The organism is Kitasatospora sp. NPDC032757, assembly GCF_055579305.1.
On the sequence record NZ_JBVINN010000028.1, the window covers coordinates 57,503 to 72,396 of the forward strand.

The window sequence follows — 14,894 nt, forward strand, 5'->3', positions numbered from 1 at the left end:
GAGGTGATTCGGGTCGAGGTGAGGTCCACGGCGGTCGGGGCGTCCTGCCCGGGCTGCGGAGTCCGGTCGAGTCGGCTCCACGGCTCCTACCTGCGCCTCAAGCGGACATGCCAAGCGCAGGCCAGCGGGTGCTGTTGCGTCTGCACGTCCGGAGGTTCATCTTCGCCGGCACGTCGTCTGCCGCGACCGGGCCCAGTTCTTCGCCGAAGGAGCCCGGACCGGCGCCCCGCAGGCTGTCCAAGTCGCGGACGGGTGGCACTTCTGGCACAACGTCAGCGAGACCGCCGAGCGATGCGTCACCCGCCACCGCACCTGCCTGCGGACCGTCGTTCCCGAGCTGCACAGCAGCCCGAGCAGGAAACCTGCGACTGGGACCAGCAGCCGGGCTTGCACTGGCCGACCGGCCACCGCTTCGCCGACCGGAGCCGCACGGATAGGTGATGTTCATGAGAACGGGAGTCAACTGCCGCAGGCCTTCCCCCCGGCGTGTCCGTCACTGCCCGTTCCGGTTGGTGAGGGGCGGTTGAGAGGCGGCCGGTGGTGCGAACAGTGCCTGGGCGGTTTCGGTGGCCAGGTCTCGCAGCCAGGTGTGGGCGCGGTCGTCGTCGTAGCGCTGGTGCCACAGCAGGTACAGGGGGACCTCGGGCAGCGGGAGTGGCGGCGGCAGTGTGGCCAGGCCGAGTTGTTCCCGGGCTGCGCGGGTGACCGCGTCGGGGAGGGTGACGACCAGGTCGGTGCCGAGGGCGAGTTGCAGTGCGAAGGCGGCGGAGGGCCCGGCGGCGACGACGCGTCGTTCGAGGCCACGGGTGGTCAGAACGTCGTCGATCGGGTCGCGCAGGCTTCCGCGTCGCGAAACGGTGAGGTGTTCGGCGGCCGCGTAGCGCTCGATGCTCAGCGGGCCTTCGGTGAGGGGGTGGCCTGGTCGGACGGCGACGACCAGCCGGTCGCTGCCGACGAGGCGGTGGCGGATGTCGGGGAGCGTCGGAGCGCTGGAACTCGATTCGAGGTCGACCTCACCCCGTCGCAGCTCGGCGTCGTCCGTCCCGGGTTCGGCGGACAGGCGCAGCCGGACGCCGGGGGCTTGGCGGTGGACGGCGGTGATCAGGGCGCTGCCGCAGGCGGCGGTCAGGGCGTCGTGCCAGCGCACGGTGAACACCCGGTCCAGAGCCGCCAGGTCGAGTTGCTGCCGTGCGGACAGAAGGTGGTGGGCCTGCTGTACGAGGGCGTGGACCTGGGCGCGCATGGCCAGCGCGCGGGTGGTGGGGACCATGCTGCGGCCGGTGCGGACCAGGATCTGGTCGCCGGTGGCCTTGCGGATGCGGCCCAGGGAGCGGCTCATCGCCGGTGCGGTGACGTGGAGGCGGGCTGCGGCGCCGGCGACGCTGCCCTCTTCCAGCAGTGCGTCCAGGGCCGTGAGCAGGTTCAGATCCAGTTGCATGTCAGTAATTCTATAAGTGAATAGCATGCACTTGTTGTTAATGATCGGGAGGCCTACCTTCGAAGTGCGGGCGCGAGGCAAGCCGCCCGCACACATCGAACCCAGGGAGCCCGCCATGAGCACAGCCATGCCTTTCGCCGCCGACACGACGCTCCTGTCCGAGACGACCGCCGCGGTGAAGACCGCAGGCCTGACCCTGCGCGACCGCCACACCCCGCACGCTCGCGGCGTGAGTCTGGAGGAGGTCGTCGCTGAGATCCACGCCAACGACGACGCGGTGCTGGACGTGCTGCGGGAGCCGCTGCTGCGGGCCCGGCGGGGATCGCAGTGGGCCGAGGACGAGCTGGCCGGCGGTGCGCTCCCATCGGGGGAGTGGTGGGTCGCCGACCCCGCCGAGGGCAACATCAACCACGTTCACGGCATGGAGGACTGGGCTGTGACCGCCACCCTGGTCCGCGACAACCGGCCGGTGCTCACCGTCGTCCACCTGCCGCTGACCGGCGACACCTACACCGCTGTCACCGGCGGCGGTGCCCGCCTCAACGACCGGCCCCTGATGGTGTCCGCCAAGACCGATCTGGGCGCCGCGCTCGTCGGCACAGGCCAGGCCCGGCCCGGCGAGGACGAGCGCACCTTCCGACGGATCGGTGAGTCGGTCACGGCCATGCTCATCAACGGCCTGGTCGTGCGCGTGTCCGTTCCCGCCACGATGCAGCTCATCCACGTCGCGGCCGGACGCACGGACGCGTTCTGGCAGTTCTCCGACGTCCGCTCCGGTCTGGTCGCCGGTGCGCTGCTGGTCTCCGAGGCCGGAGGCACCGTCACCGACCTGGCGGGCGAGCCCTGGCACACGGGCAGCCGCGACTTCCTGGCCACCGCCCCCGGCATCCACACCGCCGCCCTCAAGGTCCTGTCGCCGATCGCCTGACCGGGCACCTCCGCTCTACCCACCCTCACACCGCAAGGAGCAGCACCTCATGACCAGCATCGGCATCCTGGGCGCCGGCCGCGTCGGCGCCAACCTCGCCGGCAAGCTCTCCGCAGCCGGACACCGTGTCACCCTCGGCCTCCGGAAGCCGGAAGGGGCCGCAGCCCTTGCCGCCGGCATCGCCCCCCAGATCGCCTTCGCCGACCAGCGCACCACCGCCCGCACCGCGGACATCGTGATCAACGCGACGCCCGGCCACACCTCCCTGGACCGCCTGGGCGGCCTGCGCACCGAGCTCTCCGGGAAAATCCTCGTCGATCTCTCCAACGCCACCCGCGACGCCGATGACGGCCTGCCCGGCGACTTGTGCTATCCCGGCAGCAGCCTCGCCGAACAACTCCAGGCCGCCCTCCCCGACACCCAGGTGGTCAAGACCCTCAACACCATGTTGTTCATGGTCATGACCGCTCCCGAAACCCTGGCCACCCCACCGACCGCCTATCTCTCGGGCGATGACCAGAACGCGAAGAAGACCGTCACCGGCCTGCTCGGCGACCTGGGCTGGCAGCCCGCATGGATCGAGGACCTCGGCGGCATCACCACAGCCCGCGCCACCGAAGCCATGATCCTCGTGGTTCCCCACATCCTGCGCCGACACGGCTTCAAGCCCTTCGCCGTCTCCCTCGCCCGCTGACCCATCGAGACCAAGACCGGGTTCGGGCCAAGCCAGTGGCGGGCTCGTGCGCCGAACGGAAGGTCGTGGACGAGTACTTCGCCGTCTCGGAGAAGGTCGAGGCGCGTCGCGGGCCTTCACCGGGGTGGTGACCAGTTGGCCGACGGCCTGGTCGGGCAGTACCGCGTGCGGAAGTACGGCGGCCAGCGGGCGCCGCGGAAGTACGGCGTGGTGCACCTGCAGGCCGCCGTCTCCTCTGCCTCACTCGATTGGGCCCCCGTCAGCTCTTGAACTCCCGTTCATCCGGGCGTTGCCCGCCACCGTGTGGGCCGGTCGATACTGCTTCCCGAAATCGGGCGACCCATCGGGAGACAGCATGTTCAGCAAGTCCTACGCGGCCGCGGGCCTCGCCCTCGCGATGACCGTGGTGCCGGCAACCGCGGCGACGGCGGACGACGGCCGCGCCGCGCACGGTGCCCGCGCACCGTTCACGCTGGCCGTGTACGGCGACGCCCCGTACGGCACCTCGCCCACCGACACGTCCGAGTTCGAGGCGACCCCGGCGTTCATCGCCTCCGTCAACGCAGACCGGGACGTCAGCACCGTGATCCACGTGGGCGACATCCACTCCGGCAAGCAGTACTGCACCGAGGCGTACGACCGGTCGATCGCTGCGCTCTGGAAGACCTTCGCCGACCCGCTGGTCTACACGCCCGGCGACAACGAGTGGTCCGACTGCCACAAGGCCGCCGAGGGCGGCGGCAAGTACAACGCCGCCACGGGCCGGATCGACCCCGTCCTCGACCCGGCCACCGGCCAGCCCGTCGACTACGCCGCCGGAAACCCCGCGCAGAACCTGGAGCTGGTCCGCCGGACGTTCTTCGCCCGGCCCGGCCACACCCTGGGGAGCGACACCCTGCGCGTCCTGTCGCAGGCCCAACTGCCGAACTGGAAGCACCCCGAGGACTCCGCGTACGTGGAGAACGTGCTGTGGGTCAAGAACGGCACCCTGTTCGTGACGGTCGACCTGCCCGGCGGCTCCAACAACGACGCCGACCCCTGGTACGGGGCGCCGACCGCCTCCCAGGAGCAACTCGACGAGGCCGCCCACCGCACCGCCGCCGACCTGCGCTGGCTGGACACCGCCTTCATCCTCGCCCGGGCCGGCGGCGTCTCCAGCGTGGTGGTCACCGCCCAGGCCGACATGTGGGACCTGGACGGCAAGCCGGCCTCGCACGTGGCGAACTACGAGCCGTTCGTCGCCAGCCTGGCTTCGCACACCACCGCCTTCGGCAAGCCGGTCCTGCTGCTGATGGGCGACTCTCACGTCTACCGCTCGGACAACCCGCTCACCCAGGGCTCGGCCTGCACCGGCGACGAGGGGGTCTGCTCCTACGACGCCTGGAACAGCCACCCGAGCTACCAGGTGCCGAACTTCCACCGCATCGTCGTCCACGGCAGCACCGTCCCGCTGGAGTGGCTGAAGCTGACCGTGACCCCGGGCGCCCACAACCCGACCACCGCCACCTCCTTCGGCCCGTTCACCTGGACCCGGATCACCGAGGGCTGACCGCACACCCGCACGCGAGTGGCCCGGCCCGGTGCCGGCCGTTGTCTGGGGGCGGTGTTCGGCCTGGTCGCGGGCCCCGGTCTACACCAGGGCGGTGACCGGGTGGCCGACGGCCTTCTCGGGCAGCATCGCGTATGCGGCAGCGGGGCGGCCGTCGGCCCGTCCCGGCCGTCGCTGCCGGCGCCGTTGTCCCTGCTGTCGTCGTCGCGGCGTTCGGGGCGTCCCGTCCCGGCCCTCCGTCTCCCTCTTCTGCCGGTCCCGGCCGCTGCCCGGGCCACCTGTGCGGCCGCTCCTGCTGTCCCGGCTCACCGTTTGGCTGCTGTCCGCCGGCCGTCCTGCGGCCCGGCCCAGCCGCACGTTGCCGTCTTGGTCCGGCTGCTGTGCCCGTCGCGCCGCGGTGCGCGTCACGTCGCCGTTCGGGCTGTCCCGGCCCGCCCTCCAGCTGTCCCGGCCGCGCCTCGTGCGCCCTGCGGCTGTTCCCTGCCGTCTCCGGCCGCCGGCTCGTTTGCCGACTGCTGTCCGTCCCGGCTCCGGCCGGCCGCCGCGGCCGCCTCGTCCTTGCTCGTCCAGCAGGCCCGCGGGCCTGCTGTCAGCTGAACGCGCCGCCGACGTGCAGGTGGTGCGCGCCGCGGCCAATGGGATGCGGCGCGCACCAGCCGCCGATCCTTCCAGAACGGCCTTCGGAGCCGCCGCCCCGTTCCGGCTGCTGCCCGGCCCGCCCGTGCCGGCCGTCGTGCCTCGGCCGCCTGCGGTTGCGTCCTGCCGTCCTGCCGCGACATGTCGATGTGCCGGTTGTCCTCGGCAGTCAGGTCAAATCCACTGGGCGAGCGGTCCATGCCGTGAAACGATCCCGGTTCACGACCAGAGAGGCGGGGCGGCATGGGGCTGGACTACAGTTACGAGATCTTCATGCCCCCTCGGAACGTTGTGAGGGCACTGACGCGGCTGGCCGAACTCGCACCCCAAGGCCGCGATACGCCGCCGCTTCCGATCACCCTGCCAGATGGCGAGCAGTTGATCGTGCCGTTCACCTCGAGGTACAAGAGCGAACCGGTCGGCTGTTCAGCAGGCGGCACGCTCGAGCTGGACACCTCAATCATGATCGGCGTCGACGACGCGATGCGCGAGTTCCTCCTCCGCCATGTCGACAGGGTCGACGAGTTGGGAAGAGTGTCGGTCGGGTACATCTACCTGACTGTCAGGTTCTCGCGCGCATGGCACCCGAACTTCGCGTCGCTGCAGTTCACAGCGGCCACCTCGGGCATGAGCCGGATGTTCGAGCGGTCCGCGAGCGTCAGGAAGGTGTTCACCGACCTCACCGCTGCCACCGGTGGTGTGTGCTGCCTACTCGACACAGAGACCGACATCTTCGACATCTGCTGGCTCAACGGCGAGACGGTCAGTGGCGAGACTGTTCCGGGCGCCCGTTTCTCGCGCTTCCGCGATCTCGTCGCCGCCTGGCGCGAGCCGGCGGAGTAGAACGGGAACCACGCCCGCAGGGACGCAGCGCAGGTGTCGCTGGCGAGGGCACGCGCCGACTTCGACATCATCCTGCTGCACAACAATGCCGTGGACGGCAGCGCCTCACTCCTCAAGCACGGGCACACCGACACGCACCTCGTCATCGCCCGCGCACCGCACCTACCGATGGACGAACCCGTCGCCACTTCCTGGACGAGCGCTGAGCACCGCGTCCACCCCTGGATCGACCGGCACCACGCTGGCCAAGGTCACCTGGGGCATCCGACGACGCCCGAGGTGAGCGCCACCTTCAAAGACAGCGTCGCCGACGCCGGCCAGGCACTGTGGGACGAACTGTGGAACGCGGCCAACACCTGGCGGCCGATGGCCGGCTTCGATCCGCGCTGGCCAGAACCCCGGTTCCAGCCGCTCCCGCCCGCCACGGCAGCGGCGGCCCTGCGCGACCGCTACGTCCGCTCGGCCGACGGCCCGGCATCGCGGCGGGGTGCGCTCATGTCCCCGGTGGCGGGGGTGCCGTCGGCGAGGCCGTAGCGCAGGAAGACGGCGCCCCGTGGGCCGGCGACGGGGGGTGCGAGCAGTGTGACGTTGGTGGGGACCGCGCCGCCGTCGAACACCTTCTTCCCGGTGCCGAGGACGATCGGATGGACCCAGAGGTCCAGGCGGTCGAACAGCTTCTCGCGCAGGAGGGTCTGCACCAGGTCCAGGCTGCCGACGACCTTCACGTGCTCGTGCCGCTCGCGGATTCCGCGCACCGCACCGGGCAGGTCCGGCCCGAGCTGGGTGGACCCCGCCCACGGGAGGTCGGGCTTGCCGCGGGAGGCCACGTACTTCGGGATGCTGTTGAAGAGCGCGGCGAACGGGTTGTCCTCGGCCTGCGGCCAGTAGGCGGCGAAGATGTCGTACGTCCGCCGGCCGAGCAGGAGGGCATCCGCGCCCTCGTACGCGGCGTCGACCTGCGCCCCGGCGACGTCGTCCATCAGGGGGACCTGCCAGCCGCCGAATGGGAAGCCCACCGGGTCCTCGTCGGGACCGCCGGGCGCCTGCCCGACGAGGTCGAGGGTCGTGAACAGCTCGATGTGGATGAGGCCCATGGCGTGCTCCCAATGAGTCGGTTGTCCTGTCGGGAAGTAAGACGGGCCGGGACGGGCAAACTCATCGCTCCGCCGCCGCCCGGCTGCTCACCTTGATGGTCCCCCCGGAGGCGTGCCGATGCCTTGGCCGCGCCCCGGGCCGATACCTTGGCGGCCAGGTCACACCGAGACAGCGCACCAGGTCAAAGGTCAAAGCATTGGTGAGGGCGCGCCGGGCACCTTGATGCCCGCCCCCTGGAATACGCCGGTATTCGCCGTCCGGGACGGGCATCAAGGAGTGGGTGATGGTGCTGGTCGGAGCCTGGTGCCGGTCAGTTCCCACCGGGCGCCCGGTGCGGCTTCTAGCGCCGCTTCAAGCAACGTTTGCCCTGTGACGGGCTTGTGGCAGGGGTTTGGCCTTGCCGGTAGTACGGGCACGTTTCGCGTGCGGGCTCAGCCGAGTGAGCCGTCGCTCTTCAGGCTCTCGAATCCGCCGGCGGAGGTGAGGGCTTTGCCCTATTTTGTAGACTCGCTTGTTATGCGACCAAGTCCAGGTTAATGACGCTCGTGGCGTGTTGCCGTTCATAGTCGACCGGGCTGCGGTAGCCGAGGGCGGAGTGACGCCGCCTTCGGTTGTACCAGGCCATCCAGGCGAAGACCGCCATGCGGGCTTGCGGTCTGGTCAGCCAGCGTGAGCCGTAGAGCAGTTCGCGCTTCAACGTGGCGAAGAACGACTCCGCGAGGGCGTTGTCGTAGCTGGAGCCGACCCGGCCCATCGAACGCCGTATCCCGTGCGCCCGGCAGACCTCGGCGAACGCATCCGACGTATATTGCGCCCCGAGGTCGGAGTGAAATACCACGCCGCGCACGTCGCCGCCCCGGGCGTCGGCAGCGGCCCGGACCGCGTCGACGACCAGGCCGGCGCGCATGTGCTCGGCCAGTGACCAGCCCACGACCCGCCGCGAGTGCATGTCGATCACCGTCGCCGGGTACATCCACGTCCCGCCGACCGGCAGGTCCGTGATGTCTCCGCACCAGCGCACATCCGGTCCGGGCGCGGAGAAGTCCCGCCCGACCAGGTCCGGTGCGGGCGGCACGCTCCGGTCCGCGACCGTCGTGCGGACCGTGCGCCGCAGATGCCGGCCGGCGATCCCGCGCTCGCGCATGAGACGGGCGACGCGCTTGTGGTTCACCGCACCGTGCTGCTCTCGCAGCTCCCTGGTGATCCTCGGGACCCCGTAGGGCCGTTCGACTCGCCGTGGATCTCCTCGATCCGCGCGCCCAGGTCCTCGTCGGCCGCCTTTCGTGTCGCCCGGGTGGCCGCCGCGGCGATCCACCGGTAGAACCCGGAGGCCGAAACGTCCAGCACCCGACACAGCCGCTGTACTCCATACCGGTCACGGAACTCGGAGATGAACCGCCAGCGGCCGGTCATCGACCCATCTCCTTGGCAAAATACGCGGCCGCCTTCCGCAGGATCTCCTTCTCCAGCTCCAGCTCACGCACCTGCTTACGCAGCCGGCGCAGCTCCTCGCGCTCCGCCGCCGTCATCGGGCCCTCACCGCCCGTACCAGACGCGCCGGCAGCCGCCCGGGAGCGCTGGACCCACTGGCGCAGCGATTCGGGGTTGACGCCCAGCTCGCGCGCCACCGACGGGATCCGCCGCCCGCTGGACTCCACCAGCGCGACCGCGTCCCGCTTGAACTCCCCCGAGTACCTCACAGCACCCATGAGGACATCCTCTCCACGGACCCGAAGATCCGCTTCTCAGAAGTGTCGACAACTCGGGGTAAAGCCCATTCCAGCGATGCCCCCTCGAAGCGGGTCTCTGACGTTCACACAGGCCCTGACACCGGTACTGCTTGGTACTACGACGGACCCGGCTGGAACGTTCGCGTGTGCGTCGGTGACTTCCTGTACTCCAACTCGTACTCCTGCGAGGGCTACTGGTAGGCCGGTGGGCCCGTAAAACCCTCCACGGCACCCCCTCCTTGCGGAGGGGGTGCCTGACAGTGTCCAGACCGAGTGACGGCCCCCGGGATTGCGCACCCGAGAGCATGCTCGACGCGGGGCGCTTCGGACCGTCGGGCGGGCAGGGAGACGAGGGTGCTGGTGTATCAGTCGGCGGGGCGGGTGGTGTCGGCGGCGCTCCGTTCGGTCACGGGTGTCCTCCCGGGGGGCGGGTGAGCGTGAGGTTGCCGGCCCGCCCGCCGTCTCCCGAGGGGTTACAGGAGCCGGAGGTGGTCCAGGGCGAGGTAGGCCGCGGCGGTGTCGGTCATCTCGCCCGTGCGGAGCACGCGGGTGCGGAACTCGTCCAGGGCGAGGGTGGCGACGTGGATGAACTCGGTTCGCTCCGGCTGCGGTTCGGCGACCTTGGTGCAGCCAGTGGCGACGAAGGCGAAGCGGCGGGTGTCGCCGTAGGCGTCGTGCCAGTACGGCCCGACCACCTGGACTTCGCCCCGGTAGCCGGTCTCCTCCAGCAGTTCCCGGGCGACGGCATCGGCCGCTTGTTCCCCGGGTTCGATGAAGCCGCCGGGCAGTTCGAACAGCACGCGGCCTGGGCCGGGCCGGTACTGGCGGGCGAGGATGACGCGCTGGTCGGGGGTGAGGGCGAGCACCGCGCCGGCCGGGCGCTCGCTCTTCAGGTAGAACTCCTCCCTCCTGCCGTCGGGCAGTTCGAAGTCGACGCGGTCGACGGATCGGCCGAACCTGCTGAAGACGGTGGTGCGTTCGATCTCGCGCCACGACGTGGGGGTGGTGTCGGTCGTCATGGCCAGGACTGTACGGCTCTGGCCCGGTGCGGGTAGCCGGTGCGCTGCCGGTACCCGGCGGCGGGCTGGGCAGGTCCAGGAGACGACCGGAGCGGGTGATGGCGGCAGGGCAGATCGGTGGGCAGTCCGCGCCGTGGCCGATACGCCGAATCCTCTCCTTGAAGCGACAGACCGGACCGCCGGTGCGGCCGGGCGCTACGCGAGCTGCACGCCGCCATCGATCTCACCCAGGCGTCGACCACCCCCGCTGTACGCACCGCTCTGCTCGGTGTCATCGCCCGACTCGTCAACCTGACCGCCTGGTCGTCCTTCGACGCCGGCCTCTTCGACGAGGCCCGCCCCTGTTCGAACTCGGCCTGACCGTCGGACGCGAGCACGGCGACAACGGGCTGCTGTGCCACCTGGCCACGAACGCCGCCCGCCAGGAGATCCACCAGCGCCAGTCCGACCAGGCTCTGCTGCCGGCCGGGCAGGTGAACGGGCGCCTGCCCGTGGCGGCGCGCGATGCTCGCCGCCGTCCGCGCCCAGGCCCACGTCCTCAAGGGCGACGAGCCCAAGTGGCCCGGCACCTGATGGCCGCTGAGTACAGCTACGAACGCGCCGCCGACCCAACTGCCGGGCCGGCCTGGACGCGGACCATCACCGCGGCCAAGGTCGGCAGCGACACCGGCCTCGCCCTCTACCTTCTGTCCACCGCCACCGGCCGCCACGCTCCCCAGGTCGTCGCCGACCTCCGGCGGGCCGGCGAGGCCGCCACCACGCAAGACCGGGCACGGGCGATGGCCACCGCCCGCCTGGCCACCGTGCTCTACCGCCAGGGCGACCACGCCGAAGCCGACCACTACGCCGCGCAGGCCGGAGCGCCAGCGGCCACCGTCGCCTCCGCCCGCCTCGCCTGCGCCCTCACCGACATGCGCCACGCCGCTGTACGGTGGCCGCCCCAGGAGCCGGATCAACCGGCAGGCCCTCCTGCCGGCGGTTTTTCGGTGAGTGCCCGGCAGGGACCTGGGGCTGGGGATACTGCGGGCATGGTGTTCTATGTGCTCGCCGCCCTCTTGTTCGTTCTGTTCGGGGTGGACATGCTGATCGGCCTCGTCACCCGGGACAGGGGTGAGGGGTCGCGCTGGGAGAGGTGGCAGATCTTCGGCTACGGACCGCTGTTCGTGACCATCTGTGTGGCACTGGCTCTGGATGTCTTCCTCGAACCTGACTGGTCGTGGGCCGCCCGACGTCCTGTCCTCCTCGGGCTTCCCGTGGTGGCCGGCGTGTTCGGGGTCGGCTGGTTCGTCACCTTCCGGCGCCTCCTCCGCGCGAGGAGAGCCGTCCGCGAGTCCGCGGAGCTGCGGACCTGATGACCGCGGGTGGCGGGCGCGGGGGGGGGGGGGGGGGGGGGGGGGGGGGGTGGGGGGGGTGGGGGGGGGGGGTGGGGGGGGGACCAGTTCTTGTGGGGTTGGGTTGGTCGCTTATTGTGGCCTTTTTCGTNNNNACGTACCCCCCCCCCCCCCCCCCCCCCCCCCCCCCCCCCCCCCCCCCCTCCCCCCCCCCCCTCCCCCCCTCCCCCCCCCCCCCCCCCCCTGCGAGCGGCTGCGCGGATTTCCGGTGCGGACAAGCTACCTGCTGACGGAGGCTGGCCGGGCGCTGCGGCCGCTGTCGGTGGAGGTGTACCGGACGGGGGTCGCGATCGGAACGGTGCCGATCCGGTGTGCCTCGGTTCGGCATGTTCGGGCAGTTCCCTGTGCTGCCGCCGCGGCTCCCGCTCGCCGGGTCAGCGACCTCCCGCACGGCGAAACTGCTCGCCCGACGCCCGACATTGCGCAGCAGCCCTCATACGCGGCGTTGACCGGAACCGATCACGAGCGTGCCGGCTCGGTCAGAGGCCCGGTGCCCCTGCTCCCAGGTGTGAGGTGCGGTGCTTCCCGGTCCGCCCCGCCGCGCCTGGCCGCCGGGCCCCGGGACGGTGGCCGCCGGCTGGTCCCGGCTGGCAGGGAGCGGTCCGGTCGGGTGGCAGGCCGAGCGCCTCGTGCAGGGCCGGCAGGTGCTCGCGGGCGGCGCGGGTGTGCCGGGTGGCCTGGGTGAGCTGCCCGCCGTCGATCGCTCCCAGCCGCTCCGGTCGCTCCTTGTCGGCCGGCGGTGGGGGAGTGGCGGCCGCCGGGCTGGTGCTTGAGTCGTTCCGGCAGGTCAGTTGCCGGCCGCCGCCTCCAGGGTGGCGCGCCACAGGGGGCTGTCGACGTAGTGGTTGTCGTACTGCTCGGAGGAGTCCTTGATCTCCTGCGGGCTCGCCTCGCCGCGCATCACCCGGCCGAGCAGGCGCAGGTAGTCGAAGCGGGGCATACCGGGGGTGAAGGTGAACAGCACGTCGGCCTCGGAGCCGGGTGCGGCGGCGAAGGCGTGCGGGGTGTGCGGGGGGACGAGCAGGAAGTCGCCCTCGTGCAGGGTCTTCACCTCGTCGTCCACCAGCACCTGGAGGGCGCCGCCGATGACGAAGAACAGCTCCGAGGCGCGGGTGTGGAAGTGGGCGGGGGCGCCGACCGCGCCCTTGGCGAAGGTGGAGCGGTAGCTGGTGATGGGGCTGCCGTCGGTGCCGCAGTCGGCGAGCAGGGTCATGACGCTGCTCGGGTCGCTGGTGGTCTCGGCCTCGGCGGCGCGGGTCAGGACGGGCTTCAGCGGGCTGGCGGTCATGGTGGCAATCCCCCGTGTCGGGTGGTCCCGGCTGTCTGCCGCGACCTCGTGATGATCACTCTAGTTCGGCAGTCGACCACCAGAATGGTGCATTGTCAGGCCGAAATGGTGGGTCAATTGGCGTTCGGGGAGATCGCATTCTTCGCCCGCTCGACCGACTTTTCGGGCGCCGAACCTGGGTTCCCGGTGGCCGGCGCCTGGTTGAGGGCGACGAACGGGCGCATCCGACGTACGTGGCGGTCGCCAGCCCCTGGTGTGACCGGCGCTGCGTCGCTTTCGGTCATCGACTGGTCGGCCGACGGCGAGAGCGGCGGGGTAGACCGTGAGGTGGCCGTCGGTGGTGGGCTCGGTGATGGTCACGTTGAGGGTCGCGCCCATGTGGAATTCCTGTACCGCCGGCAGGGTGCGGGTTTCGCCCGGTTCGAAGGGTGTCGACTTCCACCGCGAGTCGTACTGCCGGGACGGGGTGGTGAGTGCGCTGAACCGTCCGGTGCCGGAGGGGCCGTAGTAGCCGACGAGGTCGACGACGACGTCCACCGAGCCGACGTGGTTGTAGATGTCGATCTTCCCGTCGGTGCCGACCGGGACGACGACCTGGTTCGGAACGGTCTGTCCCGAGGTGAAGTTGACGTTCGAACCGACCGGCCGCTGCGTGCCGGTCGGGTAGACCGTCAGGTAGCTGTCCCTGGTTCCTGCGGTGACGGTGACGTTGAGGATCACCGCGCGGGCGTCGGCCGTGCCGTTCGGGCCTGGCGACCTGGACCGAGCGGACGCCGTCCCCGCCGAGGTGGCCGCCGTCGTCACGGCTGTCGATGAACCGCCCCGGGTTCGATAGAGATCTCAGACCGCGTTTGAGATCTGCCCTGTTCCGTGACTGGAGTGCCACCAGAGCGGCCGCCGCGCCAGCCAAGGGGCCTGGCACGGGGATCAGTCATTCCAGAGTTCGCTAATGTCCGAGCATGGCCGACAACGACACGCTCCGGACAGCACCTACCGACCCTGTGGCAGCCCAGTGGCAGCTCGTGCGGGAGATGAAGGCGAACCGCATCGACAGAGCCCTTGTGGAGGCGGCGTATGCAAACCCTGTCCTCCGGGGCCTGTTTCCGCTCGTCAGTCATGGATCGCTTCAGTTCAGCCGCTGTACCGGCTTCCCTTGGTCGCGAGACGTGCCCTCGATCTTTCCCGACCACGGAGGGTTCCGCGTGATTCGGCTGTATGAGCCGGGAGGGCAGATCATTGGCTCTCTTACAGCCGATGAGGCCGTGGAGCTCGTGGTCTCGCACCTTCCTGCGGACTGCGGTACTGCCATTGACGGCACACCCGATGTCCTCGAACCGCTCAGCTGAGTCAGACAACTTATCGGGATGCGGGGCCTACGAGCGGGCGCGGGCCCGGGCGGGTGGCTGGCCGGCCTCGGGTGAGTCGGCGGACCATGATGCCGATCATCGCCCAGCGGATCATGGTCTCGGATCGGGCTGGGCTTCTCTCGTAGTCCCTGGCGAGGCGGCGGTGGGCGGTGAGCCAGGAGAAAGTGCGCTCGATCGCCCACCGCTTGGGCTGGACCTGAAATCCGCGCTGGCCGGGATCTTTTCGGACGATGTCCAGCTCACGGCCGAGGATCTGGGCGGTCCAGTCGACCAGGCGGCCGGCGAAGCCCTGGTCCGCCCAGAATTTCTGGATTCGCGGGTGGTCGAGCCGGGCCCACAGCAGCGGGTGACGACCGCCGTCTCGGTCCTGGACGCTCGCGGCAACCACGTGGACGGCCACCAGCAGGCCGAGGGTGTCGGTGACCAGGAACCGCTTGCGGCCTTTGACCTTCTTGCCAGCGTCGAATCCCCTGGTCGACGCGGGCACGGTGTCAGCGGTGCGGACCGACTGCGAGTCGATCAGTCCCGCGCTCGGCTCGGCATTGCGGCCATCGGCCTCGCGCACCTCGCCGCGCAGGGCGTCGTGGATACGCTCGACGGTGCCATCGTCGTGCCACCAGGTGAAGTACCAGTACACCGTCGGCCACGGAGCGAAGTCCTTCGGCAGCTGCCTCCAGGCACACCCGGTCCGCACCACATAGAAGATCGCTTCCACAATCCGCCGGCGCGGATGCTTCTCCCGCCGCCCACCCTTCGGGCCCACCCGCGCCGGGGGCAGCAACGGCTCCACCAACGCCCACTGCTCATCCGTCAGGTCCGACGGATACCCACCCCCAACACCACTCACGACGGGCTCAACGAACGCCTCGGGAACGGGACACGGCAGATCTCAAACTCGAGTCTCCACCGAACCCGG

The 14,894-nt window shown here is 70.6% G+C and carries 13 protein-coding genes and 1 pseudogene; 7 read left to right on the forward strand and 7 right to left on the reverse strand.

Features of this window, described 5'->3' with window-relative positions; genetic code table 11:
- Nucleotides 1-493: 493 nt before the first annotated feature.
- On the reverse strand, nt 494-1,438 hold the full coding sequence (locus ACZ5WK_RS26675; RefSeq protein WP_465550812.1) for a LysR family transcriptional regulator: 945 nt from the start codon (nt 1,436-1,438) through the stop codon (nt 494-496).
- 115 nt (nt 1,439-1,553) lie between these two features.
- Between ACZ5WK_RS26675 and ACZ5WK_RS26680 the strand changes: the two genes are divergently transcribed.
- From ACZ5WK_RS26680 to ACZ5WK_RS26700, 5 genes are all read left to right on the forward strand, one after another.
- The gene (locus ACZ5WK_RS26680; protein ID WP_465550814.1) at nt 1,554-2,366 is read left to right on the forward strand and encodes an inositol monophosphatase family protein; all 813 of its coding nucleotides are present in this window, start codon (nt 1,554-1,556) and stop codon (nt 2,364-2,366) included.
- A 49-nt stretch (nt 2,367-2,415) separates the two neighbouring features.
- Nucleotides 2,416-3,060: an NADPH-dependent F420 reductase gene (locus tag ACZ5WK_RS26685; protein WP_465550816.1), complete on the forward strand. Its 645-nt coding sequence runs from the start codon at nt 2,416-2,418 to the stop codon at nt 3,058-3,060.
- 355 nt (nt 3,061-3,415) lie between these two features.
- On the forward strand, nt 3,416-4,609 hold the full coding sequence (locus ACZ5WK_RS26690) for a hypothetical protein (RefSeq protein WP_465550818.1): 1,194 nt from the start codon (nt 3,416-3,418) through the stop codon (nt 4,607-4,609).
- Between the two features lie 879 nt (nt 4,610-5,488).
- Nucleotides 5,489-6,088, forward strand: a complete 600-nt coding sequence (locus ACZ5WK_RS26695; protein WP_465550820.1) for a hypothetical protein — start codon at nt 5,489-5,491, stop codon at nt 6,086-6,088.
- A gap of 33 nt (nt 6,089-6,121) precedes the next feature.
- Nucleotides 6,122-6,622: a hypothetical protein gene (locus ACZ5WK_RS26700; RefSeq protein ID WP_465550822.1), complete on the forward strand. Its 501-nt coding sequence runs from the start codon at nt 6,122-6,124 to the stop codon at nt 6,620-6,622.
- Here ACZ5WK_RS26700 and ACZ5WK_RS26705 read toward each other — a convergent pair.
- The 3 genes and pseudogenes from ACZ5WK_RS26705 to ACZ5WK_RS26715 form a co-directional block, all read right to left on the reverse strand.
- Nucleotides 6,538-7,182 carry a dihydrofolate reductase family protein gene (locus ACZ5WK_RS26705; RefSeq protein WP_465550824.1) on the reverse strand — a complete coding sequence of 215 codons (645 nt, stop codon included), beginning with the start codon at nt 7,180-7,182 and terminating at the stop codon, nt 6,538-6,540. The two genes, ACZ5WK_RS26700 and ACZ5WK_RS26705, sit on opposite strands and share 85 nt — an antisense overlap.
- 515 nt (nt 7,183-7,697) lie before the next feature.
- Nucleotides 7,698-8,892: pseudogene (locus ACZ5WK_RS26710) on the reverse strand (IS3 family transposase).
- Between the two features lie 494 nt (nt 8,893-9,386).
- Nucleotides 9,387-9,932, reverse strand: a complete 546-nt coding sequence (locus ACZ5WK_RS26715) for an NUDIX hydrolase (RefSeq protein WP_465550826.1) — start codon at nt 9,930-9,932, stop codon at nt 9,387-9,389.
- A 572-nt stretch (nt 9,933-10,504) separates the two neighbouring features.
- Between ACZ5WK_RS26715 and ACZ5WK_RS26720 the strand changes: the two genes are divergently transcribed.
- A complete protein-coding gene (locus ACZ5WK_RS26720; RefSeq protein WP_465550828.1) occupies nt 10,505-11,284 on the forward strand; it encodes a hypothetical protein in 780 nt (259 codons plus the stop codon).
- A gap of 826 nt (nt 11,285-12,110) precedes the next feature.
- Here the strand turns inward: ACZ5WK_RS26720 and ACZ5WK_RS26725 are convergent.
- Both ACZ5WK_RS26725 and ACZ5WK_RS26730 read right to left on the reverse strand, forming a co-directional pair.
- Nucleotides 12,111-12,611: a cupin domain-containing protein gene (locus ACZ5WK_RS26725; protein ID WP_465550830.1), complete on the reverse strand. Its 501-nt coding sequence runs from the start codon at nt 12,609-12,611 to the stop codon at nt 12,111-12,113.
- Between the two features lie 60 nt (nt 12,612-12,671).
- Complete coding sequence (locus tag ACZ5WK_RS26730) at nt 12,672-13,331, reverse strand: hypothetical protein (protein WP_465550832.1); 660 nt, start codon at nt 13,329-13,331, stop codon at nt 12,672-12,674.
- 239 nt (nt 13,332-13,570) lie between these two features.
- On the opposite strand from ACZ5WK_RS26730, the gene ACZ5WK_RS26735 reads away from it, so the two are divergent.
- Nucleotides 13,571-13,957, forward strand: coding sequence for a DUF6193 family natural product biosynthesis protein (locus tag ACZ5WK_RS26735; protein WP_465550834.1), 387 nt, complete (start codon nt 13,571-13,573; stop codon nt 13,955-13,957).
- 10 nt (nt 13,958-13,967) lie between these two features.
- Here the strand turns inward: ACZ5WK_RS26735 and ACZ5WK_RS26740 are convergent, their stop codons facing one another.
- Nucleotides 13,968-14,864, reverse strand: coding sequence for an IS5 family transposase (locus ACZ5WK_RS26740; RefSeq protein WP_465550922.1), 897 nt, complete (start codon nt 14,862-14,864; stop codon nt 13,968-13,970).
- Nucleotides 14,865-14,894 lie beyond the last annotated feature (30 nt).

Excerpts from the sequence above, each read along its gene's own strand:
- ACZ5WK_RS26675 (WP_465550812.1), bottom strand. The coding sequence starts at position 1,438 with ATGCAACTGGATCTGAACCTGCTCACGGCCCTGGACGCACTGCTGGAA.
- ACZ5WK_RS26680 (WP_465550814.1), top strand. The coding sequence starts at position 1,554 with ATGAGCACAGCCATGCCTTTCGCCGCCGACACGACGCTCCTGTCCGAG.
- ACZ5WK_RS26685 (WP_465550816.1), top strand. The coding sequence starts at position 2,416 with ATGACCAGCATCGGCATCCTGGGCGCCGGCCGCGTCGGCGCCAACCTC.
- ACZ5WK_RS26690 (WP_465550818.1), top strand. The coding sequence starts at position 3,416 with ATGTTCAGCAAGTCCTACGCGGCCGCGGGCCTCGCCCTCGCGATGACC.
- ACZ5WK_RS26695 (WP_465550820.1), top strand. The coding sequence starts at position 5,489 with ATGGGGCTGGACTACAGTTACGAGATCTTCATGCCCCCTCGGAACGTT.
- ACZ5WK_RS26705 (WP_465550824.1), bottom strand. The coding sequence starts at position 7,182 with ATGGGCCTCATCCACATCGAGCTGTTCACGACCCTCGACCTCGTCGGG.
- ACZ5WK_RS26715 (WP_465550826.1), bottom strand. The coding sequence starts at position 9,932 with ATGACGACCGACACCACCCCCACGTCGTGGCGCGAGATCGAACGCACC.
- ACZ5WK_RS26720 (WP_465550828.1), top strand. The coding sequence starts at position 10,505 with ATGGCCGCTGAGTACAGCTACGAACGCGCCGCCGACCCAACTGCCGGG.
- ACZ5WK_RS26725 (WP_465550830.1), bottom strand. The coding sequence starts at position 12,611 with ATGACCGCCAGCCCGCTGAAGCCCGTCCTGACCCGCGCCGCCGAGGCC.
- ACZ5WK_RS26735 (WP_465550834.1), top strand. The coding sequence starts at position 13,571 with ATGGCCGACAACGACACGCTCCGGACAGCACCTACCGACCCTGTGGCA.